The following is a 26,182-nucleotide window of genomic DNA, read 5'->3' as shown; positions in this document are numbered from 1 at the left end:
CGCCGATGATAGTGTGGGGTTTCCCATGTGAAAGTAGGACATTGCCAAGCGCCAAATAAAAGAAAGCCCGATTCGAAAGAGTCGGGCTTTTTTGCGTTTAAGTCCCTTAGCAGCGATTAAAACGGCTCATTTCACCTTGCGCAAAAAGAGCGTACTCACTGCGTTCGCTGTCGCTAACCTTTTTCACGATAAGCGTAAAGTGAAGGGGAGCAACCTTCAAAGGTTTTGCCCTTTACTCTTTTTAAATATAGTCCCTTGGCAGCGGTTAAAACGGCTCATTTCACCTTGCGCAAATTGAACGTACTCGCTCCGCTCGCTGTCGTTGCATTTTGCACGTTAATCACCTTGCGCAAAAAGAGCGTACTCACTTCGTTCGCTGTCACTAATCTTTTGCACGATAATTATATTGTCTACCTATGAAAATCATATCTTACTCATATCACTAAATGTCCCTATATCTTGAGTGTGTTTAGTAGAGACAATTTGTGAGACTATTATTAATAATGATATTTGAATTAATGTGATTGCGGAGCACCATTGTCTCGATTTAATGATATTTACGATAGAGCATGTGAACGTAAAGGTGGTGAGGCCAACTTACGTGTTTTGTTGAATGAGCCACTTGAAAAAAGTGTACTTAGTACGTACAGCGATGATTTATGGTTAGAAGAGTTTACTAGAAAAATCTTTCAATCTGGTTTTTATTGGTCGGTTGTCAATGCTAAGTGGGAAGGATTTAGAGAGGTTTTCTGGGATTTTTCCGTTGATAAATTACTTTATATGTCTCCTGAAATGTATGAACAGCGTGCTCAAGATGAACGTATTATTCGTAACTTTAAGAAAGTACAAAGTATCGCTATTAATTGCCATATGATTTATGAACTGCAACAAGAGCATGGATCTTTTAGTAAGCTGATAGCAAATTGGCCTAGCGAAGATATCATTAATCTGTGGCTACTGCTTAAAAAACGAGGTAATCGCTTAGGTGGCAATACAGGCCCGTTTGCTCTACGTGCACTCGGAAAAGATACTTTTTTAATGACAAAAGACGTGGAGACTTATTTACGCGCAAATGGTGTCATTGATGGCGGACTACAATCGTTGAAATCACTAAAAGCAGCACAACAACACTTTAATGAACTTCAACATGCAAGTGGCATGTCATTAACAGCACTTAGCCAACTTATTGCTTTTAGTATTGGTGATAATGCAATTCAGAGTACTTAAATTATGTTTTATTCAAGATATGCCGTTATTGGTGAGCAATTTGCTGTTCCTGCAGCACCAAACGTTTTTGATAACGCAACTTTAGCCCTATTTAATACCTCACTTAACAGTGAGCTCGGTTTGAATTGGGATGATGATACCGCATCATTATATTTATCTGGTCAGCAGCCTTTACCTGACTCTCACAGTGTATGCTTAGCATACTCAGGTCACCAATTTGGTCAATTTAATCCTACTTTAGGTGATGGCCGAGCTCATTTGATCGGCTCTTTTACAGCGCCGAACGGCGATGTAATCGATCTGCAGCTAAAAGGCTCTGGTACCACCGTTTTCTCTCGTGGCGGTGATGGCCTATGTGCAATGGGGCCAGCGGTCAGAGAGTTTGTCATGAGTCACGCTTTAACGGCTCTTGGCGTCCCATCGACTCAGTGTCTCGCTGTACTTTCAACGGGACAAACTGTTTACCGCCAAGGGACTTTACCTGGTGCTGTCGTTGCAAGAATTGCTAAGAGTCATATTAGAGTTGGGTCATTTCAATATCTGGCTTTACAGCAAGATGAGGATGCCATGCTCAAGTTGCTTGAAAGCACAATGAGAGACATGGGATTAGAGGTGAGTGAAAATCGTGACGATAATATTTTTACCTTTTTCCAATACGTATGTGATGCGCAATGCGACTTGATGCTTAAGTGGTTACAGGTAGGCTTTGTTCATGGAGTGATGAATACCGATAACACCCTAGTGAACGGTGAAACAATTGACTACGGCCCATGCGCTATGATGGAGTCATTTTCATTTAATCGTGTATTTAGCTCAATCGATAGACAAGGCCGGTATGCCTTTGGCCAACAGCCTAATATGGCAAGTTGGAATTGTGGTCGATTAGCCGAATCACTTCTTCTCTTATTCGCAGAAGAGCAACCTGCAATTGAGAGATTCTCTGCTATGTTAGTTGGCTTTTCTGAACGCTTTAATCAAGGCTATCAACAGCTATGGCGTAATAAGTTGGGTTTACTTCAAGCCCAAAAGGGTGATCAAGATTTAGTCACGGAGTTACTTGAACTGATGACAAAGCATCAGCTTGATTATACAAATACTTTTGCATCATTTACTGCTGCTAAGTTACATAAGCTGCAAGCGCAATTTCCGATCCCCAGTGAATTGCAAGAGTGGGTTGTCAAGTGGCAAGCAAGTACTGCGCAGTTTAACGATGGTGAAGTTGCCGCAATGATGATGCGACATAATCCGGCAATCATTCCTCGTAATGATTTAGTAGAGGAAGTGATCAATGATTTTTATCAAAAGGGCAAAAGCGAATTATTAACTGAGTGGCTAGCTGCGTTGAGCTCCCCATATGAATACACTTCTTATCCAGACAAATGGCTGCAATCGCAAACGAACTCAACTCATTACCAAACTTTTTGTGGTACTTAAATGCAGAATCCAGAGATGACAGGGCCATTAACTTGGAAAGAAATTCAGAGGCAGGTGCTCAAACATAAAAAGCCCCTGGTCTACGCTCATATCATTGCACTGTTAGCGGCGCTGGTCAGTGTACCTATTCCCTTGATGATGCCCTTATTAGTTGATGAGGTGCTGCTAGCAAAGCCAGGTGTTGCTGTTGAATTTATGAATGGCTTTCTACCTACAGAGTGGCATGGAGCAACAGGCTACATACTTGCCATTTTAGCGGCTGTTATGCTAATGCGTATAGGGGCTTTATTATTAGGGGTTGCTCAGTCTCGCCAGTTCACCATTATTGGTAAGGATGTTTCGCTGAATATCCGCCAACGCTTACTTGGTCACTTATCTCAGGTGAGACTTAAAGAGTTTGAAACACAAGGTGGTGCAGCGATTAGTTCGCGATGTGTAACTGACATAGAGACACTAGACGGTTTTATTAGTCAAACAATGTCGCGCTTTTTAATTGGACTGCTGACTATCATTGGAACGGCGATTGTATTGCTATGGATCGACTTTACACTCGGGTTAATTATTTTGACGCTAAACCCTGCTGTGATTTATTTCTCGAGACAATTTGGCAAACAGGTTAAACATTTAACAAAAGAAAAAAACAATGCATTTGAAGCTTTTCAAACAGCATTAGTTGAAACTCTTGATGCTATTGCCCAGCTTAAAGCCATGCGCCGTGAACACGGGTATTTTGACAATGTACTCACTGCGGCAAAAGATTTGCGGTATCACTCTGTCCAATCACAATGGAAAACAGATGCCGTTAATCGTTTGAGTTTCACAGTGTTTTTACTCGGGTTTGAGGTATTTCGTGCCATTGCGATGTTAATGGTGGTGTTTTCAGGCCTTTCTGTTGGTCAGATTTTTGCTGTGTTTGGTTATTTGTGGTTCATGATGGGACCCGTCCAGGAAATTCTCAGTATCCAGTACTCTTATTACAGTGCCTCTGCGGCGCTACAGAGGCTAAACCAAGTGCTGGACTTTGAGACGGAAACATCGAATGATGCACGTACAGAATCAGCTCAGCAAGTATTCGAAGCAGATAAAATTGGCATTGAGTTTAAACAGGTGAGTTTTGAATACAATGAAGGTCAGCCTATTTTACACGATGTCAGCATGCATATTCCTAAGGGGAAAAAAGTGGCCTTGGTTGCTGTCTCTGGCGGTGGAAAGTCGACCCTTGTACAGCTTTTATTAGGGCTTTATGAGAAATCCACAGGAGACATCCTGATTAATGGTATTGCAGCTGAAGACATAGGTTATGACCTCATCAGAGAAAACGCAGTGACTGTGTTACAGCAGCCTATCTTGTTCAACTCGAGTATCAGAGAAAATTTAAGCTTAGGTAAGCCATGCACTGATGAGCAGCTTTGGCATGCTTTGGAAATTGCAGAATTGGCAGATAATGTTAAAGAAATGGACGGAAAGCTGGATGCCATTGTTGGCCGTAATGGTGTCAAACTATCGGGTGGCCAAAAGCAGAGGCTAGCGATTGCACGTATGGTTGCAGCAGATCCTAAAATGGTGATTTTGGATGAGGCGACTTCGGCGCTCGATGTGGAAACAGAAGCGCGTATCCATAAAAATCTCAATCAATTTTTGAGTGGACGCACGACTTTGATCATTGCCCATCGGCTTAGCGCAATCCGTCAAGCTGATATTATTTACGTGCTAGATGACGGCTACGTCACTCAATCAGGCGATCATCGTACATTAGTTGAAGAAGATGGTTTATACCAAGTTTTATTTGGTCATCAAGGCTAGGCTCAGCTTTAATTATTAACTAAAAATACTTATTTAGTGTTAAGTAATTATTAAGACATCGACTACTATTATCTTGCTATCAAATTTAATAAGTCTGGATTTTAGAGGGAAACAGCGATGAAACTTAAAATGCTAAGCGTAATTGTGGCAATGGCAGCAGCAACGTCTTTACATGCGAAAGAAGTTGAAGAGGGTGTATACCTAGGTGTGTTTGGAGATTACTACAACGCAGATTGGGAGAATATCAGAGGTGTTGGCAATGGTGGAGTCGGCATTGATGACTCCACTGGATGGGGTGCAGAACTTGGCTACAGGTTTAACAAGTATTGGAGTGCGCGCATCGAATATGCTGATATGGATTTTGATTTAGAGGGTGCCGGTGTCGGTTCTCAAGATGGTGACCGTCTTGGTATCGATGGTCTTTACCACTTTAATGGCGGCCCTTTTTATGCATTGGCAGGTCTTAAATCGATAGATATTTTTGATAGCAACTTATTTGCTAATGCAGGTGTAGGTTATCGTCATCATTTCACTGATAACTTGGCCGCTAATTTTGAAACTGCAATTTATCAAGGCTTAGAGCGCAGCTATACCGATGTGGGTGCAAAGCTTGGTATCAACTATATGTTTGGTAAAGCGTCAAGTAGTCCGAAAAAAGTTGAGCCTGCACCGCAACCAGCACCTCAGCCAGTTGTGGTTGAAAAGCCTAAAGACAGCGATGGCGATGGCGTATTAGATAGTAAAGATAGATGTGCTAATACACCTATGAGTGATGCAGTCGATGCTGCTGGTTGTAGCTTATATGAAAATAAAGAAGTCACGGTGAGCTTGTTAGTTCGCTTCCCGAATAACAACTCTCAAGTATCTCAGCAGTATTTAGATGATATCAACTCAGTTGTAGAGTTTTTACGTGCACACCCTGAAACAACGGTTGTACTAGAAGGCCATACTTCAAGTCTAGGTAAAGCCGACTACAATATGTGGCTATCTAAAAAGCGCGCTGATGCCGTAGCGGCGCAGTTGGTCGAAAAAGGCATTGCGCAATCACGTATTTCAACCGTAGGTTATGGTGAAGAGCGCTTAATGGATAACCGTAATACTCAAGAAGCACATACAGCTAACCGCCGTGTTGAAGCGAAGGTCATTTCGGTGGAAAGAGTAAAAGTGAAGAGGTAATTCCTCTTTATATGGCTGAATGACAAGCGTTGTTCAGCCATTATTGTATATATAACCATTAAATCTGTAATTTCTCCCTTACCTCTCCATTCATGACATTGATATCGAGTATCTTTCGCTGTCACAACTTGCAAGATTTTCATATTGGCAAAAAGCTCTTATAATCAAGTGGCTAGATTAAAAGATAAGCAGTCATAAACAAAACTACTAAAATGCTTATTAAAACACGTCACCAAGAGGATATCACCGTGCTTCAAGAGTACCGAAATCATGTTGAAGAGCGTGCGGCAAAAGGGATAGTACCTAAGCCGTTGGACGCACAGCAAACCGCAGATTTAATTGAGTTAATAAAAGCACCACCGATAGGTGAAGAAGCCTTCCTTTTAGACTTATTGGTCAATCGTGTGCCACCTGGAGTGGATGATGCTGCCTATATCAAGGCGAGTTTTTTGGCTGCGTTAGCAAAAGGGGAGGCAATATCACCGCTAATATCTAAAGCCTATGCTGTTGAACTGTTGGGCACTATGCTAGGTGGCTATAACATTGCGCCCATGATCGAGTTGCTAGATGAACCAGAGCTTGCTCCTATTGCTGTTCAAGGGTTATCACATACTTTATTAATGTTTGATGCATTTTATGATGTAGAGGAAAAAGCAAAGGATGGTAATGCATTTGCGCAGCAAGTACTTGAGTCATGGGCACAGGCAGAATGGTTTACACAAAAAACTGCGGTTCCTGAGAAAATCTCTGTCACGGTATTTAAAGTGACGGGTGAGACTAATACTGATGATCTGTCACCTGCGCCTGATGCTTGGTCTCGTCCAGATATTCCGTTACATGCATTAGCTATGTTGAAGCTTGCACGAGATGGTATATCTCCAAATAAAAATGGTGAAATAGGCCCTGTTGCGCAATTAGAATCATTGAAAAGCAAAGGCCTGCCCTTGGCGTATGTCGGTGATGTGGTTGGTACCGGATCTTCGAGAAAGTCAGCGACTAATTCAGTACTTTGGTTTATGGGAGAAGACATTCCTTATGTTCCGAATAAACGGGTAGGCGGTGTGTGCTTAGGTGGAAAAATTGCCCCCATTTTCTTTAATACGATGGAAGATTCTGGTGCACTACCGATAGAGCTACCTGTTGAAAAGCTCAACATGGGCGATCAAATTGACATTTATCCTTATCAAGGGGTAGTTAAGCGCTTTGGTACTGACGAGGTGCTCTCGCATTTCACTTTAAAATCGGATGTTATTTTAGACGAGGTTCAAGCCGGTGGACGCATTCCACTTATCATTGGTCGAGGCCTAACAGACAAAGCGCGAGCGTCACTTGGTCTAGACGCTGAAACTATTTTTAAAAAACCAGCACAAGCAGATGATACTGGCAAAGGCTATACGCTAGCACAAAAAATGGTGGGTAAAGCTTGTGGTGTTACTGGTGTTAGACCTGGCCAATATTGTGAGCCGACAATGACTACTGTTGGCTCGCAAGACACTACTGGGCCGATGACCCGAGATGAGCTGAAAGATTTAGCCTGCCTTGGTTTTTCAGCGGATTTAACCATGCAATCTTTTTGTCATACCTCCGCTTATCCAAAGCCCATTGATGTAAATACCCATCATACTTTGCCGGATTTTATGATGAATCGTGGCGGGGTGTCGTTGCGACCAGGCGATGGTGTGATCCACTCTTGGATCAACCGTATGCTTTTACCTGACACGGTGGGGACTGGCGGTGATTCACATACCCGTTTCCCATTAGGGATTTCTTTTCCGGCTGGCTCTGGTGCAGTTGCCTTCGCCGCTGCGACAGGTGTTATGCCTTTGGACATGCCAGAGTCTGTGCTCGTACGTTTTAAAGGTGAGATGCAAGCAGGGATCACATTGCGAGATTTAGTGCATGCCATCCCGTTTTACGCGATTAAGCAAGGGCTACTCACCGTTGAGAAAAAAGGCAAAGTAAATGAGTTTTCAGGCCGCATTCTTGAAATTGAAGGGGTTGAGCATTTAACGGTTGAGCAAGCCTTTGAGTTGTCAGATGCGTCAGCCGAGCGGTCTGCGGCTGGGTGTACCGTAAAGCTGTCACAATCCTCTGTTGAAGAGTATTTGAATTCCAATATTGTGATGTTGAAGTGGATGATCTCAGAGGGCTATGGAGAGGTGCGTACAATAGAGCGCCGGATTGCAAAAATGCAGGAATGGCTCGAACATCCGCAGCTTATGGCTGCAGATAGTGATGCTGAATACGCCCATGTACTTGAGATTGATTTAAACGACATTAAAGAGCCAATTTTATGTGCGCCGAATGATCCAGATGATGCACGTTTGCTGTCTACCGTACAAAACGAGGAGATCAATGAGGTCTTCATAGGCTCTTGTATGACCAATATTGGCCACTTCCGTGCAGCTGGTAAATTACTTGATAACTTTAGTGGCCAGTTGCCTACGCGCATGTGGATAGCGCCACCGACCAAAATGGACAAAGATCAGCTTACAGATGAAGGGTATTATGGCATTTATGGTCGAGTTGGTGCGCGTATTGAAACACCGGGATGCTCTTTGTGTATGGGTAATCAGGCGAGAGTAGCAGATAAGGCGACGGTGGTCTCAACGTCAACCCGTAACTTCCCTAATCGATTAGGAACAGGGGCAAATGTATTTTTGGCCTCTGCAGAATTGGCGGCAGTTGCGGCGATCATAGGTCGATTGCCGACACCGGATGAGTATCAAGAATATGCGACAAAAATTAACGCGACAGCTGCGGATACTTATCGTTATTTGAATTTCCACAAAATGTTACATTATACAAAGAAAGCAGACAGTGTGATCATTCAGCAAGCGGTATAATTGCTTAAAAAAGCTCGTAATTTACGAGCTTTTTCTCACGCTTATTGATAACCCTATTCCTTCTAAACAATATTGTTAAGCTCACCTATGTCCTTGACTATAAAGACCTCTGTACTAATGTTTATATCATTCGCTGATGTCTAATCGTCAGTGTAAATTTGTTTCTATAACCTGTATGCAAGGAAGAGTAATGTGGTGCCTTGTGATACAAGACAACAACATTATCGGGGAAAGTCATGAAATATACTCTTGCCTTACTGGGGATGTTTAGTAGTTATACGTTTGCAGCAGCACCTCTACCTTCTTATAGCGAAGTTCGTTTAGGATTTGAAAGTATCGACTATAGTGAATCCTTATCGGATGTCGCTGGTTTTGGTCAACTGTCTCAGTCAATCACCGTTACTAACCCTGCGGTGAGGCAGTTGTCGTATACAGGTATAGATGAATATTGGGGATTTTATATTGGCAGTGCTGCGACCATCTCGACGGAAATCGATCAGGAGGTATGGTCTTTAAAAGACTTTGGTGCTATCCAACAAAATGATTTTAAGGTCAAAGCCAATGAGCTGGCATTTACCGCCGCATATAATTATCAACGTGCTATACAGCTTACATTTGGCATGAAAATATTCACCTCGAGTTTTACTCGCTCTAACTTTAAATTTGTTAACCCCGGCGCAACTCGATTTGATGATGCGCTAAAAGCATTGCCACGCGAGGAAGGCGATCCAGTCCCTCGCTTTGATTTACCAGGACAAACGAAAGATGGTGACGATGTTCTACAAGATAACCCAGCTTCGCTACTGCCTGTCATTTCAGTCACAGAGGATCAAATGGGACTGTTGGCTACATTAGGCGCCCGTTACGATAGCAAGCTTACTCATCCTGAAGAAAAGCTTAGCTGGTATATTGAAGGCGAATTAAGTACGCCAGTATATAGCCGTATTCAGAACACCCAATTTGAGACAACAACACTCACGGATACTTTTAATGGTTGGGGTGTAATGGCCAGAACGGGGGTCAGATATCAGCTAGTTGAGCATATTGCGGTGATGTTTGGTGTCGATGCGTACTACAAAGAGCGAGATACTGTGACCGAAGAAGTGAACGGTCGACGTTTGCGTGTCCCTGAAATAGAGTATACTAATGTCTCTCTGACCGCAGGATTACAATGGAGTTACTAATGCGAATGAAGTTTGGCTTAGTGTTTGGGGCTGTGTTATTTAACATAACGGGGTGTAAAACACTAGATTCAGTACAATCAATAGGTGGGTCTTCACCCTCTAATGAACAAGTACAAGCGGCATATAGTCGTGCCGAAGCTGCTTATCAGGAAGCACAGCAGGCAATGTACTTGGCTAACACTGAGTCATTGATTGACTATGACCGTGTACGCGTTCAAAAAGCGCAAAAAGAATGGCAAGAACTTGAGGAAAATTTTGCTGATTTAAAAGCGAAGCCATTTGAAGCGCTAGATAGTGCCTCGTTCTTTTCTTCTCAAACTGTCAGCGGTGAGATCATTGAACTTAGCCAAGAGGTGCTGGCTTTAATAGGTGGGGCACAGGCGGCAAAGAACTTGATTCTATCTGTTTTAGAACCTGTTCGTTCTCACTTTGCTGTGCTAGATAAATTTGCAGCGCAAGAGCACTTTCCTATTCGATATCGCAAATTAAATGAGACCCATAAAAAGTATCGTGCGATGCTAGTTGATGGTAAGCAACCCGAAGTTGAAGCAGAGCTAGCTGATTTTAATGCCCAGTTAACGGCATTAGAAGTCAGTGCCGTTGAGCGCTATTACTTAGGTGAGATCTTGTCACAATTGCGTACTATTTCGGCATCGCCAAAGGCTAAGGTATTGCCTAGCGTTGCGCTAGATGCGAGTAACACCAGCGAATATGCCAAGGTATATATTCGAAATAACGTCCGTGACTATGAGCAGATTGAAGAAAAGGTGCGTCTAGCTAAATTACAGTTGCTTAGAGTAGATAGTCTTTATCAAGAGCATCTTGCACGTAAAGAGGCGCTGCAAAAGAATCAAGTTGAGGCCCAACTACTTGAATTGGAAAGTCACTTATTGGCCTTAACGGAAAAAGCGGGTTTAGGCGATTTACGTCACTTGAGCTTTGCTGAGCAATTGTCTGCGGTGAAGGATAAGCTCTAATTTAATTGCCGTTTTGGATGAGGTGTTAGGCCGGTTTATTTTGGTTTAGCACCTTTTATGCAATAAATAATCATGCACTGTGTGTGCGTGATTAAGCAAAAAAAACACCTTCTACTTTAGATGTGCTAGTTACCAAAATTAAAACATTTAGCATTTTTAATCTAACATATATTTTTATTGGGTATATTTATCCTTGTTTTTTGATAAAAACAAGTTATTCAAAATCAAAATTTCCATCCAAATAGATTAAGATCTCTGCCAATTTTACATCTACAGGCAAGAGTAAGCATGACAGCAGTAAACAACCAGAATTTGCTTCAACTTCGTTTTATTCAACAATCACATATTGATTCAGTTAAACCGTTTTTTTCGCGTTTGCCAGATAACCCTTATGCTGATGGTGCGTTTCGTAAACGCCGTTACTCAGTATTGAAGTTTGCCGAAGGTAATGTGTCTATTCAGCCTACAAAAGCATTTGTACAAGATGATTCGATTAACCACTTTCAAGGTAATGTGGAACGCGTGTATGAAAACTTAGAAGCTGAGTTATTGCAAAGCGATGGTTTTAAGCACCTGCTGTCTGAGTTTAAAGCAATGACAGGTGTTGCAGACGATGCAGATATTGAAGTACATCAGTTTAGAATGTTGGCAATAGAGAGCGATACACCACCTGCTCCAGAAGGGATTCACCAAGATGGCTTTGATCATGTATGTGTATGTGGCGTGTCTCATGAAAACATTGCTGGTGGTGAGCTCCTTGTTTATGAGCACAAAGAAGCCGAGCCATGTTTTAAGATGGAAATAAAAGATGGCCTATTTGCACTTGTGAATGATCGTGAAGTTTGGCATAACGCCACTCCGATGAATAAACTCAATGCCGACCAAGTTGGCTACTTAGATTGTTTTGTATTTACAGCATAAAGAGGTCCACATGAACTTAATGCCAATCCGCCGTCAGTTTCCCGCTTTAATGCAGGAAGTTTCTGGTGTTTCACCAATATTTTTAGATGGCCCGGGTGGCTCACAAGTACCGCAGTCGGTCTTAAGTGCAATGTCTGCATATCTAGGTTATTTTAATTCAAACCTAGGTGGTGCGTTTTTTTCGAGTGATAAAACGGTTGAGCTAATGAGCCGCGCAAGACAGTCAGTTGCACAGCTGCTCAATGCGCCAAGTAGTGATCAAATTGTCTTTGGTGCGAATATGACGAGCTTAACGTTCAGCTTTAGTCGCGCAATATCAAGGCAGTGGCAAGCTGGAGATGAAGTGATTGTGACCAACGCGGATCACTATTCAAATGTATCTTCTTGGCGTCAAGCGGCTGAGGACAAAGGTGCCAAAGTGCATGCTTTACGCATCAATGAATCAGACTGCACACTGGATCTGGATCATTATGCGTCGTTACTTAACAGCAACACCAAGCTGGTGGCTGTGACGTATGCATCAAATACCACAGGCTCAATTAACGACATTAAGCAGATCATTGCTATGGCACACGAAGTGGGTGCTCTGGTATATGTCGATGCCGTGCATTTTGCACCGCATGAACTGATTGATGTACAGGCATTAGATTGCGACTTCTTAGCGTGTTCAGCTTATAAGTTTTTTGGTCCACATGTTGGTATTGTTTATGGTAAACGTGAACATCTTGAAGGTTTTACACCTTATAAAGTGGAGCCTGCAAAAGACGTGATCCCCGGACGTTGGGAAACGGGCACACAGAGCTTTGAAGGTTTGGCTGGTGTTATCGCTGCGATTGAATACATTGCCTCTTTGAGTGACTTGCCAGAGTCTGAGCCATTACGAGTGAGATTAGAACAAGCATTTGCGAATTCAAAAGCACATGAAATGGCTTTGAGTCAGCACTTTTTAACACGACTTGGTGAATTTCCACAGATCAAGCTGTTCGGAATTGACGACTTATCTCGCCTGAGTGAGCGTACTCCGACATTTGCTTTGACGTTTGAAGGTTTAGAACCACGCAAAGTGTCAGAGTTTCTAGGTCAGCACCATGTGTGCGTATGGGATGGGAACTTTTATGCGCAGGGTTTGTGTGAGCAATTAGGTGTGATGGACAAAGGCGGTGTAGTGCGCATTGGCTGTATGCATTACAACACCATTGAAGAGCTAGATAGGCTGTTCGAATTGTTCAGAGAACTGCTCAATTAAATTCAACTAAAAAAGGATGCGTCAGCATCCTTTTTTAGTTGGATACGAACAATTTCAATGCTTAAGCAAAACATTTTACTATGTCATACCTAGCAGAGCGTGTGTAATGAAATAATGTACGGATTGAAATCATTGATTTTAAACTGAGTTGGTGGTTATTTATTGATCAGGGACGTGGTCGCCCTATTAAAAATAAGTACAACATAAAAAGGAAATAATGATGAAAATTACATTGAATAAACGTTCGGTTAAGAAATTATCTACTAACAATAAAGCGTTAAACCCTGAGCAAACACCTAATGTAGCGGGTGGTATGTACGCAAGCTCACCACATGTACCTGGTTGTATTTCTTACAACGGTTGGACATGTAACTCTATGTATAACTGTTAAGCAGTTATTGACTACAGGGCTTTAGTGAGCGCTGTAGTCATTATGAGCAGCTTAGAGTTTTTCTTCGATAAAATGATTGAGCTTGTGAATACGCTCACTCATGCCAGCAATAATTTTGTCTTTGATTTTTTCTCTTATCACCGCCGGTAATTTGGTGAGTGCTTCAGAAGTGATGGCCAATACGATGGTATCTGATATGGCTTGAGCACTGGTGCTGCGTTCTCGATTCGATATGAATGCGCCTTCACCGACAAACTCACCAGGCCCCACGTGGCCGATATCTATATGACTTTTCTCTGCGAAAATCCGAAGTTCGCCAGTTAAAATAATGTATAAGCGACTATCTTGCTCAAAACGTTTAAATGCGTAGCGGTCTTTGCTGATTAAATATAAATGGCTAAACGACTCTAACAAAACCTGCCGCTCAGCGAGGGTGAACTCAGAAAAAAAGTCTAAGCGGTTGATTATTTCAAGTTGTTTTATCGTCGTGATGTTTTCTAACAGCTTCATGCTTGGCCAATCATTCAGTCATTTTCTAGCATATTGCGCTCTTTGAGCTTTCTGGTCAATGTATTACGACCCCAGCCTATTTTTAGTGCCGCATCTTGTTTGTGACCGTGGCAAGCTGCGAGTGCAGATTTTATCAGTCTCGTCTCTAACTGGGCTTGCACTTGAGGCCATATATGGTCTTCTCCCAGTCTCAGTTGCTGATCTAACCAAAGCTGAAAGGCATCAAGCCAGTCCTGATTTTCTTCAAGCTTAGCTGTATTGCTAGGTTGTGCAAGCTCTGGCGGTAAGTCTTGTGGGCCAACCATATCTCCTGGCGCCATGACGGTTAGCCAGCGGCAGGTATTTTCTAATTGCCTGACATTGCCTGGCCAATGAAAAGCACACATATGCTCTAACGCTTTGTCTGTTAGTACTTTGCTGGGGACTTTGAGCTCTTTAGCACTTTTAGCCAGAAAATATTCAGCCAATTTTGCGATATCAACACTTCTTTCTCGAAGCGGTGGGATCCTTAGTCTCACCACATTAAGGCGATGAAATAAGTCTTCCCTAAATTTTCCTTCACTGACCAGCTTTTCTAAATCCTGATGCGTCGCAGCAAGTATTCTGACATCAACTTTGACACTTTGGTGGCCGCCGACACGATAGAATTCACCGTCCGCAAGTACCCGCAGTAAACGCGTCTGTACATCGAGCGGCATGTCACCAATCTCGTCTAAAAACAGTGTACCGCCATTGGCTTGTTCAAAGCGTCCTCGGCGCACGCTATCGGCACCTGTAAATGCGCCTTTTTCGTGTCCAAAGAGTTCAGATTCAACTAAATCTTTTGGAATAGCAGCCATGTTTAGCGCAATGAAAGTGTTATTTTTGCGAGGGCTGTGATTGTGTAGGGCACCTGCAACGAGCTCTTTACCTGTCCCTGACTCGCCATTGATGAGTACGCTCATACTCGACGCAGAGAGTTTGCCTATGGCTCTAAACACCTCTTGCATGGCAGGCGCCTCGCCAATAATGTCTGGTTGGTCAACCGTTGCATCCTGCGGTTTGCTCTTGGCGTTTTGTTGTGCCGCGCGATAAGCTCTATCAACAAGGGAAGTGGCTTCTTCTAAATCAAACGGCTTTGCAAGGTATTCAAACGCGCCTTTTTGAAATGCATTCACGGCAGAGTCAAGATCAGAGTGCGCAGTCATGATGATCACTGGCAAAGATGGGTATAATCGATTCACTTCCTCGAGTAAGGCCATGCCATCGATGCCTGGCATACGTACATCAGACATTAAAACGGCAGGTTGACCATATTCAAGAGCTGTTAATACGTCTTGTCCATTGGCAAAACTTTCAGTTGCAAAGCCAGCTCTCGATAGCGCTTTTTCCAATACAAAGCGAATTGAGGCATCATCATCGACTAACCACACACTTTTCATTAATTTGCTCCCTAACTTTCTTCAAAGGGTAAGTAGATACAAAACTCGGTATGTCCCGGCCAACTGTCACACTCAATAAACCCCTTGTGTTGCTCAACCAAGGTTTGTGCGATTGATAAACCAAGTCCAGATCCACCTTCTTTATTGGTGACCATAGGGTAAAAAAGCGTCGCTTTTATCGCTTCATCTATACCTGGCCCATTATCGGCGATTTTTATTAAGAGTGCTTTTCTCAACATTAACTTGCCGCGCCGCACTCGGTGGCAAATCCGCGTGGTGACACGTATCTTGCCTTGACCTTTGAGTGCTTGCTGAGCATTTCTGACGATATTAAGCACTACTTGTTGTATTTTTGACTCATCAACGTAAATATCTGGAATACTCGGATCATAGTCCTTTTGCAAAGTGATGCTATGTTCAGTATCTAGTGCACTGAGTTTCAATATAGACTCAAGCACTTTATGGATATTACACAGCGTTCGCTTTGGTAGTTCATTTGGGCCCAAAAGTCTATCTACGAGCTCTCTTAAGCGGTCAGCTTGTTCTATGATCAACTGGGCACATTCATTCCGTTCTTGTTGGTCTACTTCATACTGCAATAATTGCGCCGCTCCGCGTATACCTCCGAGAGGGTTTTTGATTTCATGTGCTAATCCACGAATGAGGTTGCGGGCAGCCTGATATTGATGTGCTTGATTGAAGGCTTTATCAAAGCGAAGCTCTTCATCAATGCGCCTGCATTCTAGTTGAATATATTGGCGGTTGTTGTGGTTGAGCTTACGTGCGAATAAATTGATGGTACTGGCACGATTATCAATGAAGACAACGTCTACCTTATGTTGTTGGCAGTCGATACCGTCTTCAAGTACATAGCGTTTAAGCCTTTTTAAGTCGATTAAATGGTGGTGGAAAATACTTTCAAACGGCTGCTCAATCAGCCGTTTCTGGCCTAGTCCTAAGAGTTCACTAGCACTGTTGTTGGCATAGTGAATTTTAAAGTCTTCATCGAGTAAAATTATCGAGGTTGACAGATTTTGCCAAAGTTCAGGCAGTATTGATGAGTTGAGGTGTTCCATTATGGGTCGCCTTGCACCAAGTTGGTGCATATTAATCTAACACAAAAAAACCGTGCTTGCTGTTGTTATTGGTTGGAGTAATCAAATGTACTGTTTTATAAGGTTATTGATTGGCTCTGGCTTTATGTAGATAAAAAATCGTTTCATCACTTTTTGTAACGATATTTCCTTTAGAGTCAAATACCATAAGTTGTAAGGAGTGTTCACCACGCTCGACATTACGCAGTGCAAACGTGATCGTATGTTGCTTGGGACCTGTTGGTTTACCATCCAAAAATAGCTGTACAGTGAAGTCTTTCGCAAATCTTGGAGTGATCTGCCCGCTCACATACACACTACCGGTATTATCTCGTAACGTTTGCTTGTGATTGGGGGCGATAATTGACGCTTTGTACTGTTGCTTGGATTGATCCTGAGTACCACTGCCCAGTACTGAAGTATCGGTTGCTGGCATGGTTAAAAAGTGGGTATTAATTTTAACTTCAGTTGCGCCTTTTTTTGGCGTATCCGAATACACCCAATTTCCCTTGTCGTCTTTCCAGCGATATACTTTTTTGTCAGCGAACGCTGTATAGCTTGCTAGGCATAATATTATCACTAACCACAGTCGACTCACAGCAACCTCACTTTACTCAATTCAATCGTGCCAAAGCGCATCATCATTGTCAGATTTTCAATTATGGCGTCAGTGCGAACACTCACCGTTTAACTGTAGAGGTTTTAGCACGGTTTTGCCATTAAAAAAGCCCGCAAAAGCGGGCTTGAGAACACATATGATTTAAGCGCGCAGTGACATTATAAAATGCAGTGAATATTGCGCATAGATAGATAACTACCTCTATTCACTACAAGTAATTTGCGAATTAAACGCTATAGTACATTTCAAATTCAACTGGGTGAGTTGTCATATTTAGTTTTTCAACTTCTTGAGACTTAAGCGCAATATATGCATCGATTAGGTCATCTGTGAAAACACCGCCTTGTGTTAAGAACTCACGGTCAGCGTCAAGTGAAGCCAATGCTTCTTCTAGAGATGCTGCAACAGTTGGGATTTCAGCTGCTTCTTCAGCTGGTAGATCGTAAAGATCTTTATCCATTGCATCACCAGGGTGGATTTTGTTTTTAATACCGTCAAGGCCAGCCATTAACATTGCAGAGAAAGCAAGGTAAGGGTTCGCCGTTGGGTCAGGGAAACGTACTTCGATACGACGTGCTTTCTCTGAAGGTACTACTGGAATACGAATTGAAGCTGAACGGTTACGTGCAGAGTAAGCAAGCATAACAGGTGCTTCGAAGCCAGGTACTAGGCGCTTGTACGAGTTAGTAGACGCGTTTGCAAATGCATTGATTGCTTTAGCGTGCTTGATGATACCGCCGATGTAGTAAAGTGCATCTTCAGATAGACCGCCGTATTTGTCACCTGCGAAGATGTTTTGACCATCTTTACCTAATGACTGGTGACAGTGCATACCAGAACCGTTGTCGCCAACAACTGGCTTAGGCATGAAGGTTGCCGTTTTACCATAGTGGTGTGCCATGTTGTGGATAACGTACTTCATCTCTTGGATTTCGTCCGCTTTGATAACCATGGTATTGAAGCGTGTTGCGATCTCATTTTGGCCCGCTGTTGCTACTTCATGGTGGTGTGCTTCAACAACCTGACCGAATTCTTCAAGTACTAGACACGTCGCACTTCTCCAATCTTGTGAAGAATCAACAGGTGCTACTGGGAAATAACCGCCTTTTACGCCAGGACGGTGACCTGTGTTGCCATCGTCGTAGCTCTTGTCAGAGTTCCAAGATGCCTCTTCTGCATCGATAGAGTACATCGAACCTGACATGTCTGTTTTGTATTTAACATCGTCGAATAAGAAGAACTCTGGCTCTGGACCGAACAGTACTGTATCGGCGATACCAGTAGAGCGCATGTAGTCTTCAGCGCGCTTAGCAACTGAACGTGGGTCACGCTCATAGCCTTGCATTGTTGCTGGCTCTAATACGTCACAACGCACGATCATTGTTGTTTCTTCTGCAAACGGGTCAAGCTTCACTGTACTTGCATCTGGCATTAATACCATGTCTGATTCGTTAATGCCTTTCCAACCTGCAATCGAAGAACCATCGAACATTTTACCGTCTTCAAAGAAGTCTTCATCGGCTTGATGATGAGGGATTGAAACGTGTTGTTCTTTACCTTTAGTGTCCGTGAAACGTAAATCTACAAACTTTACTTCATTCTCTTTAATAAAATCTAAAACCGATTGTGACATGTGTCCTCCGACTCGTGGGTTATTTTTTTGCTGCAATAATTTGCTTAACTGCGCTGTTATAAGCGTGATCTGTGCCAAAAATATAACTTATTGTAAAATATGGTTTATTTTGTTTTTGATGGTTGAGGGTGGTGCGATTGACCTAAATTAGTGCACCACATCAGTACGCTATGCACCATTGTGGTGCAGATTGTGTAAGGGGATATTGGCTGGTTTATTCCAACCACTCTAGCACGTTAAGCGAGTATAAAAATGCGGGGCTCGCATCGCTAGATTTGGACAGCAATACGAGCTCACAGGTTAAGCATAGTCCATTTATATTACCCAGGGGTAAGATAAATAAACCAGCCGCCATGACAAACCAGATACAACATCTCAGGAAGGAAATTATCATGATATTGCATGCTGATTGACGGCTGGTTTGAGACATGGTTACGCGCCTTTTAAGGCGTATTGTGCAGGCTGGCGAATAATGCTCCAAGCTGACAGTAAGGTGATACCCACAACTAGACTTGCTATCAGGACCACAGGTATCAACCAACTCCAGATATTCATCATTTGCATGATGGGTGTAGATGCGGCACTAAAGTAACCGATAAGTAATGCACAGGTGGCCGCAGCGGCTGCGATTAAAAAGGGTTGCATATTTTCTGTCAGTACCAGTTTGAAAATTGCCACAGGGGTTGCACCAATTGACATTCTAATGCCTAGCTCATAGCGTCGTAATGCAATGGCATAGCTAAATACGCCGTAAATACCAATACCTGCTAATATCACCGCAACCACTGAAAGCACGATAGTAAAAATACTGGCAACGCGCTGTGATTTAAGGTGCGAGGATAAAATTTGCTCTGTGGTTTGCAAGTCATAGACGCGTATTTGTGAATGTACTTGCGCCAGTAAATCATTGATACTTTGTCTAGATAGCTGCGCGTTTGGTTTGGTTTCGACAACAACAATAGGGTATCCAGTATTCACACGAGGGCGATAGGTTCTAGAAATTGGTGGTTGGTTTGGTAAATTCAAATTACCGACGATACCTACTACCGTGATAGGGTCACTGGAGTTGCGTCCATATAACTTTGCACCAATTGGGTCTTGCCCAGACGCTTTAATCATTTCAGCCATAAATTCATTGATGATCACCACGGGGGCTCTATCTCTGGCCTCAGCATCGGTAAAATGACGCCCTTGCTTTAAGCTTAAGCCGAATGTTTCAAAATAAGCGCGTGTTCCCCAGACGCGTTTGTGTGACACGATAGGCTTATCCATACCTGGTTGTAACTGTGATTGGTATGTAGAGAACTGCTCCAGCCAATAAGAGATAGGTGGATAGCTTCCGACACCGGCACGCACGATGTCACTGTGCTGGTTAAGTCGCTCTGTTGCTTCAAGCACCAGTGTGGCGCGCTGCTCTGGTGACATTTCAGTGAGTAAAGTGCCAACGTTTAAAGCAATCTGTGAGGTATTTTCGGTATTGATATGCGTTGGGGCTGTGAGCTGTGCCCAGCTTTGTTTGAAAATACTCACACATAATACAAGCAGAGAGATGCAAAAAAATACCTGCATTGAAACCAGTACTTGGCGTGTGTGTTTAGACACTTGTACACCAGAACCTTTACCACTGCTTTGCAATGCACCAATAATGGCATTGTAATTAAGCTGCTTGCTGACCACCCATGCGAGTGCAAAATTAAGAACGAGTGTTAAGGCAATCGCAAAGAGCACTGTGTTCATGTTGAGGCTTAGTTCATCTAAACGTGCAAGTGGGCCTGCATAGCCAGCTTTTAATAAACCTAAAATAAGGCTCACGATACCGGTGGCAACAATGAGTGCGGCAGCGAATAGCAAAGATAATTCAACCAGTACTTGCTTGAATAAGTGGTGAGGTTGCGCACCTAATGCGGCTTGAATAGCAAAGGCACGTTGTTGCTCAACAGCGCGAGATAAAACGAGGTTGCCAATGTTACTGAGGGCAATAAGCAGCAGTACCACACTGCCTGCGAGCATCATGACACTGGTATTGCCTGCATCGCCAATAATACGTGATTTGTAAGTGGTAAAACGCCATTTAACTTCAGTATTTGCTACTGTGGGATCATCAGCAACCGCTGCTGGGTAGCGTGCCATCACCCAGTTATTGAGTGCGAGCTGAGTACGGTTTATATCCGCATCTTTGGCCAATTTACCAACCAAGTGAACCTGGTTTGAGGAAAATGTCCAAAGCGGATCTGGGGTATCGCGATAGTCGTATGGAAACCACACATCGGTGCGCCAAGTGGGGGTTGCTAATACAGGCTCAGCGAAGTGTTCAGCTGTGACGCCAACGATGATAAAGCTGATACCTTTGAAAGTCACAGAGCGGTAGAGTACTTCACTGCTCCCACCAAAGTGTGTTTGCCAGACATCGTATGAGATAATGGCAACAGGTTGATTGCTGTCGAGCCCTTCCTCGTTAGTAAAGTGACGTCCTAATGCCAGTGGCGCATCGATGATCTGCATATATTCAGGTGTGATGGCGCCTGTGTTGAAGGTTGGGCTGTTTGGTAAGCTTTGCTCAACATCAATACTGATATTGTGTAATGCAAAAGTCTCGATACCTGGATGTTTATCTTTATAAGCTTCAACTGCGCCTAAAAAGGGCAGATAGTTTTCACGCTTCACTTCACCGTCAGCCAGCAGTTGGCCTTGGACTAAGAACAGCCGATCCTGATCAGGATAAGGCAGTGGCGCTGCGATGATTTGGTAATTAAGGTTATACATCGCCACCATCACACCTAGCGTGACACCCAAGGTCATGATGATGGTTAGTGCATAGCTTTTTACTCTTGCTAGGCTTTTGATTGCGATTAATAAATTGTGTTTCAACATAATGGCACCTACTTACTGTGCAAGTGGAATTTCAAATGCATGCTTGGGGTCGCTATGCTCTTCACTGTCGATGATTTTGCCATCGAGCAAATGGAGCTGCCGAGTCGCCATATCGGCGTAGCGTGGATCGTGCGTCACCATACATAAGGTGGTGCCTTCGATATTGAGCTGCTGCAACATGGCCATTACTGCATCGCCGTTGATTGAATCGAGGTTACCCGTGGGCTCATCGACTAGCAGCATGCTCGGCTGTCCTACCAACGCTCGGGCAATGGCAATGCGCTGTTGTTGACCACCGGAAAGTTGGTTGGGCTTGTGGCTCGCACGATGGCTCATATCGACTTTGGCAAGGCAAGCTTCCACGGCCTGCTTGATCTGCTCTTCTGGCATGGGTTCTTTGCGATATCTAAGCGGTAGTGCGACATTGTCATAGACCGTCAGTTCATCAATCAGGTTAAACGACTGAAATATGAAACCGATTTTCTCGTTGCGAATATATGCCGACTGCGCCAACGTCAGTTGGCTGACTTCTTCTCCTTCAATTTGGTACTGACCAGAACTGGGCATGTCTAACAGCCCTAAAATAGAGAGTAACGTCGATTTACCACAGCCGGACGGACCACAGATAGAGACAAAGTCTCCGCGATAAATAGTGAGATCTATGCCTCTTAATGCATGGGTTTCCATTTCTTCGGTGCTGAATACTTTGGTCACGCCTGACATTGTTAATACGCTTTCTTTCATGTCTAATTCCTTTTTTTTAATTCTTGTTATTGAGTTCAAAGTAACGTGATAGCCTTATGCTCACTGTGCTGCGTCATATCAGAGAGAATGACACGCTGGTTTTCTTGCGCACCTTGTAAAATTTGCAAGTGTCGACCTGCGTCCTCGCCAAATCGTACTGTGGTTGCTACAGCTTGATCCCCGTCAATGATGTAAAGCTCGGTTGCGCTATGGGCTTGTTTATTCGCTGGTCGCTCGACATATAAAGCGTTGCTCAATTGATTTGTGAGGATCTCTGCTTCTACGCTTAATTCTGGTCTAGCCGACTCAGGTACTCCCTCGGTAAACGACAGTTCAACCTCGATAGTGCCATCTTGTACTTGTGGCGTGATCCGAGTAACGGCAGCGGGAACGCGTTCACGGCGAGTATCGATAGTTGCTGGTTGTCCGACTTTGATTTGCTCCGCTTTTGATTGCGGTACGCGGATCAACGCTTGTAAGTCTGAGTTGCTACCTACTTGCGCTAACTCTTGTCCTGCCGACACGCTTTGACCAAGCTCAACCGCGAGGCGTTGGATAGTGCCGCTGATCCCCGCCGTGACTTCGAGTTGCTGAGCGCGTTGCTCTAATCTTGCCAAATTTGAGCGAGCTTGGTTGACCTGCTGTTGAGATATTTCGATGTCTTCTTGGTGTAATTGTGCCAGTTGCGTAATACGTTGACGCTGTAGTTCGGTACGCGCGCCGAGCTGTTGCTCCTCCAACTCTGCAGTTTGCACGTCGATGGCTGGGATAACACCTTGGTCACGAAGCACTTGCTGCGCTTGCCGGCGCAGCACCAACGATTGATATTCGCTCTCCAATTGTGCTTGTGTGGCTTTTTCTGACAAGCGCTCTCTTTGGTTGGCAAGCTTTTGACGACGCAAATTAGCTTCTTGTTCTTCAAGTGCCATGCGTGCTGTTTCAATCAACTGCTTCAGGTCGGGATCTTGCATTCTTAAAATCACAGAATCTGGTGTCACAACCGCACCTGGACGTAGCAGTATTTCACTGACCGTAGCACTACTTTGTGCAGTTAACAGTTTTTGTTGGTTGGAGCGTAGGACGCCATATCCATCTACTTGGATAGCTAGATCACCTCGCTGAACTGTTGCGACAATTAAGCTGTTTTGTTGCAAGCTGGTGGAGCTCGATGATGATGTGAAATGAAATACACCGCCTAGCACAGAGGCACAGACGACCATAGCCGTGATTTTTCTCTTGAGCGAGTGTTTTGGCGTGACTGTTTTTGATTTTGCGACGTCCATATTTATCTTTATTATTTATTAATGATGCAAAGGATTGAGCAAGCCATATGCCAAATTTTAAATTGTTGTTTTTAAATGATTTTATTTCTTTTCTCAGGTTGGCTTGATAAAGCAAGGTCCGAAACCGGACTTTGCTTTATTAAATTCGGACGCTTAGTGAGTGGGTTGTGCTAATGTGATGACAGCACTGGCACCCCGCTTATCATCTGCGCGATTAACCAATTGCAATTGGCCATTCATTTGCTCTGTCAGGTGCTGACATAACATTAAGCCAATTCCTTCACCGCGCTCCTTAGTTGAATAAAAAGGCACAAACAGGTTATCGGGGTTAATGAGTCCATGACCGTTGTCTGTTAAGCAAATTGTCGCAGTGTGATTTTTGAGTTTCAGAGATAATGTGAGTTGCGGTGTGTCCGAGCAGGCTTCCAATGCATTCTTAGTTAGGTTGATAAGTACTTGCTTGAGTAATGTGACATCGCAATTGAGCGTGAGGTGTTGACCTTCTAGTTGCCAATTTGCCTGAGGATATAAAGCGATCAGTTCCATACAAAGCTGCGAAAAAGGCTGATCTGTGGCCTTTACCGTGACGCTTTGCTGTAATTGTGCATAGCGTTTTACGAATTCAGCTAGGTGCTCACAGCGTTCCACAATGATATCAAAGGCAGCACTATCTCGCTCATTGCTTGCCCTATGCCTGAGTCTCTCTAACATGGTACTGACTGGGGTGAGAGAGTTGCGGATCTCATGGCTAATAACCCGTATCAATCGCTGCCATGCTTTGAGCTCTTGCTCTCTCAACGCTATTTGGATATCCGTCATCACCAACAAGTGATAAGTATGGCCGTTATGATTAAAGTTACTGTGGCGTACTTGCCAGCGTTGTTGGCGCTTTTCATCTTTGAAATGCCAATCAGGCTGGTTACCTAAGCCGAGTCGTGCAGCACTGGTAAAGCGTAAGGTTTGCCAAGGTTGGTTGAATAACGTCGTACACGCTTGGTTGCCGAAGCTCAGTTGCAAGCGTTCATCAAACACCAATATTGGCGTGTTTAATTGCTTTACAAGGCGAAAAAGCAAGATTGACTCTTTGTCTTCATTGTTTTTTGCTGTAAGTAAGTCATTACTTAATTGATTTAATTGGTGATGGAATTCACCAATGATACCTGTGGTAAAGCGGGCTTTTGCTTGTTGGCTAAAGTCTTGTTGTCGGCAAGACTCAAGCTGGGTTGTACTGCGCAAATAAGAGGATTTTACCTGTGTGACTACATGGTTGAATATCCAAATAGTTGTCCCTAACCAAGTGATTAAACAACTAATTGTCACAGCATTGGAAATGGGGTGTGGCTGAGAAAAACCAAAATGCCAGCAAACTGTGAGTAAACTGATTTGCACTAGGATGAGCAGCAGGCACTGTTTTTTCCAAAAGCCTTCTAAGCTATTATTCTTCCAGCGCATATTTTTCTAACCGTCGATACAGTGCTTGTTTGGTGATCCCTAGCTGCTGTGCTGCCTTGTTTTTATTGCCCGAAAATTTACTCAATGCCTGCTCAATTAAATGTCTTTCGGCTTGTTCTAATGTCATCTCAGGGAGCGAGTCGATGACGTTGCTGATTTGTGCATTTGGCAAGTGCAGGTCGGTGGCGAGAATGACACCTGTATGGCAAAGTAGCACGGCTCTTTCCATTAAATGGCTTAGTTCACGCGTATTACCGGGCCAGCTGTATTGTATCAGAGCTTGCTTCGCGCAAGGGCCAATCGTGACATCCAGCTTGTTATACTTATTACCATGTTTTGCCAAAAAGTGCTCGGCGAGTGGCACAATATCATCAACCCGTTCTCGCAGTGCAGGGATGGTAAACGCGAATGTATTAAGACGGTAATATAAGTCCTGTCGGAATTCACCTTTGGTAATGAGTTGCTCAAATTCAGCATTGGTTGCGCTGATCAGTCGCACATCACTGGTTAGGGTTTTGCTCGAGCCTACCATTTCAAATTCGCCTGTTTCGAGCACGCGTAGCAGCTTGGCTTGCTGCGCAAGTGGCAATGTGCCTATCTCATCTAAAAATAAGGTGCCTTTGTCAGCTAATGCAAAGCGGCCTACACGCTCAGCTTTGGCATCTGTAAATGCGCCTTTAACATGACCGAACAGTTCGCTTTCGAATAACTGTTCTGGAATAGCAGCCATATTGAGCGAAATAAACGGTTGTGTGTTTCGCAAAGACTGGTTATGAATCCAAGTAGCAATGTGGCTTTTCCCTACGCCGTTTTCACCAGTTATGAGGATATTAGCATCCGTTTGGGCCACGGCGCTGAGCTGGGCCATTAATTGCTGCATTGCCGCGCTTTGCCAAATGGGTTCATCCCCGTTTGGTGTAAGCGCTTGACTGAGGGCGGAGTTACTTTTTTGTAGTCCCGATATTTTCAGCTGTTGCTGAATCACTTGTTCAAGACGTTGGTTTTGCCAAGGTTTTTCAATAAAGTCGACAGCGCCTAGCTGCATGGCTTGCACCACTAAATCTGTGTTCGACCACGCAGTCATGGCGATCACTGGAATATCGATGGCGTCACGTTTGAGTCCGCGTAAAAAGCGCAGTCCTTCTTCGCCCGAGGTAGAGTCGAGATCAAAGTTCATGTCGAGCATGATCAAAGCAGGGTGGGTATGGGAGAGAAATTCATGTGCTTGTACGGGGTTTTCGACTTCTTCGACTTGATAGCCGAAATCTTCCAGTACAAATCGTGCCGCGAGTCTCACCTCCCGGTTATCTTCCACAATCAAAATCAGAGACTGTGACTTCATATATCGTT

Annotated in this window: 20 protein-coding genes; 10 read left to right on the top strand and 10 right to left on the bottom strand. The window is 43.7% G+C overall.

The window, feature by feature from the left end; translation table 11 throughout:
• The first annotated feature begins 537 nt into the window (after positions 1-537).
• From QNM16_RS18340 to QNM16_RS18295, 10 genes are all read left to right on the top strand, one after another.
• Entirely contained in the window at positions 538-1,227 is a 690-nt protein-coding gene (locus tag QNM16_RS18340; protein WP_284021806.1) for a DNA-3-methyladenine glycosylase I, read from the top strand.
• Between the two features lie 3 nt (positions 1,228-1,230).
• On the top strand, positions 1,231-2,661 hold the full coding sequence (locus QNM16_RS18335) for a protein adenylyltransferase SelO (protein WP_284021805.1): 1,431 nt from the start codon (positions 1,231-1,233) through the stop codon (positions 2,659-2,661).
• A complete protein-coding gene (locus tag QNM16_RS18330) occupies positions 2,662-4,464 on the top strand; it encodes an ABC transporter ATP-binding protein (RefSeq protein WP_284021804.1) in 1,803 nt (600 codons plus the stop codon).
• Between the two features lie 117 nt (positions 4,465-4,581).
• Positions 4,582-5,640, top strand: a complete 1,059-nt coding sequence (locus QNM16_RS18325; RefSeq protein ID WP_237135697.1) for an OmpA family protein — start codon at positions 4,582-4,584, stop codon at positions 5,638-5,640.
• 248 nt (positions 5,641-5,888) lie between these two features.
• Positions 5,889-8,486 (top strand): bifunctional aconitate hydratase 2/2-methylisocitrate dehydratase, encoded by a 2,598-nt coding sequence (acnB, locus tag QNM16_RS18320; RefSeq protein WP_284021817.1) that lies wholly within the window; start codon positions 5,889-5,891, stop codon positions 8,484-8,486.
• Between the two features lie 236 nt (positions 8,487-8,722).
• Positions 8,723-9,670, top strand: coding sequence for a hypothetical protein (locus tag QNM16_RS18315; protein WP_063362776.1), 948 nt, complete (start codon positions 8,723-8,725; stop codon positions 9,668-9,670).
• A complete protein-coding gene (locus QNM16_RS18310; protein ID WP_284021803.1) occupies positions 9,670-10,647 on the top strand; it encodes a hypothetical protein in 978 nt (325 codons plus the stop codon). The genes QNM16_RS18315 and QNM16_RS18310 overlap by 1 nt, the downstream gene beginning before the upstream one ends.
• 288 nt (positions 10,648-10,935) lie before the next feature.
• Positions 10,936-11,568: a 2OG-Fe dioxygenase family protein gene (locus QNM16_RS18305; RefSeq protein ID WP_284021802.1), complete on the top strand. Its 633-nt coding sequence runs from the start codon at positions 10,936-10,938 to the stop codon at positions 11,566-11,568.
• 10 nt (positions 11,569-11,578) lie between these two features.
• On the top strand, positions 11,579-12,814 hold the full coding sequence (locus QNM16_RS18300; RefSeq protein WP_284021801.1) for a cysteine desulfurase-like protein: 1,236 nt from the start codon (positions 11,579-11,581) through the stop codon (positions 12,812-12,814).
• 217 nt (positions 12,815-13,031) lie between these two features.
• Entirely contained in the window at positions 13,032-13,205 is a 174-nt protein-coding gene (locus tag QNM16_RS18295; protein ID WP_237135692.1) for a hypothetical protein, read from the top strand.
• A 51-nt stretch (positions 13,206-13,256) separates the two neighbouring features.
• Here the strand turns inward: QNM16_RS18295 and QNM16_RS18290 are convergent, their stop codons facing one another.
• From QNM16_RS18290 to QNM16_RS18245, 10 genes are all read right to left on the bottom strand, one after another.
• Positions 13,257-13,715: a Crp/Fnr family transcriptional regulator gene (locus QNM16_RS18290; RefSeq protein WP_046358425.1), complete on the bottom strand. Its 459-nt coding sequence runs from the start codon at positions 13,713-13,715 to the stop codon at positions 13,257-13,259.
• Positions 13,716-13,729: 14 nt separating this feature from the next.
• The gene (ntrC, locus tag QNM16_RS18285) at positions 13,730-15,136 is read right to left on the bottom strand and encodes a nitrogen regulation protein NR(I) (protein WP_284021800.1); all 1,407 of its coding nucleotides are present in this window, start codon (positions 15,134-15,136) and stop codon (positions 13,730-13,732) included.
• Positions 15,137-15,147: 11 nt separating this feature from the next.
• Complete coding sequence (gene glnL / locus QNM16_RS18280; protein WP_284021799.1) at positions 15,148-16,212, bottom strand: nitrogen regulation protein NR(II); 1,065 nt, start codon at positions 16,210-16,212, stop codon at positions 15,148-15,150.
• A gap of 103 nt (positions 16,213-16,315) precedes the next feature.
• Positions 16,316-16,828 (bottom strand): DUF4124 domain-containing protein, encoded by a 513-nt coding sequence (locus QNM16_RS18275; protein ID WP_284021798.1) that lies wholly within the window; start codon positions 16,826-16,828, stop codon positions 16,316-16,318.
• 247 nt (positions 16,829-17,075) lie between these two features.
• Entirely contained in the window at positions 17,076-18,482 is a 1,407-nt protein-coding gene (gene glnA, locus QNM16_RS18270; RefSeq protein ID WP_284021797.1) for a glutamate--ammonia ligase, read from the bottom strand.
• A gap of 432 nt (positions 18,483-18,914) precedes the next feature.
• Complete coding sequence (locus tag QNM16_RS18265; protein ID WP_284021796.1) at positions 18,915-21,353, bottom strand: ABC transporter permease; 2,439 nt, start codon at positions 21,351-21,353, stop codon at positions 18,915-18,917.
• A gap of 12 nt (positions 21,354-21,365) precedes the next feature.
• Positions 21,366-22,097: an ABC transporter ATP-binding protein gene (locus tag QNM16_RS18260; RefSeq protein ID WP_284021795.1), complete on the bottom strand. Its 732-nt coding sequence runs from the start codon at positions 22,095-22,097 to the stop codon at positions 21,366-21,368.
• A 35-nt stretch (positions 22,098-22,132) separates the two neighbouring features.
• Positions 22,133-23,380: an HlyD family secretion protein gene (locus QNM16_RS18255; RefSeq protein ID WP_284021794.1), complete on the bottom strand. Its 1,248-nt coding sequence runs from the start codon at positions 23,378-23,380 to the stop codon at positions 22,133-22,135.
• 153 nt (positions 23,381-23,533) lie between these two features.
• Positions 23,534-24,832 (bottom strand): sensor histidine kinase, encoded by a 1,299-nt coding sequence (locus QNM16_RS18250; RefSeq protein ID WP_284021793.1) that lies wholly within the window; start codon positions 24,830-24,832, stop codon positions 23,534-23,536.
• Entirely contained in the window at positions 24,816-26,174 is a 1,359-nt protein-coding gene (locus tag QNM16_RS18245; RefSeq protein ID WP_284021792.1) for a sigma-54-dependent transcriptional regulator, read from the bottom strand. Before QNM16_RS18245 ends, QNM16_RS18250 begins: the two co-directional genes overlap by 17 nt.
• Positions 26,175-26,182 lie beyond the last annotated feature (8 nt).

It is taken from the genome of Pseudoalteromonas umbrosa, from assembly GCF_030125375.1.
GTDB classification, from domain to species: Bacteria; Pseudomonadota; Gammaproteobacteria; order Enterobacterales; family Alteromonadaceae; genus Pseudoalteromonas; species Pseudoalteromonas umbrosa.
The sequence above is the reverse complement of the archived record's forward strand: the minus strand, read 5'-3'. Positions and strand labels throughout refer to the sequence as shown.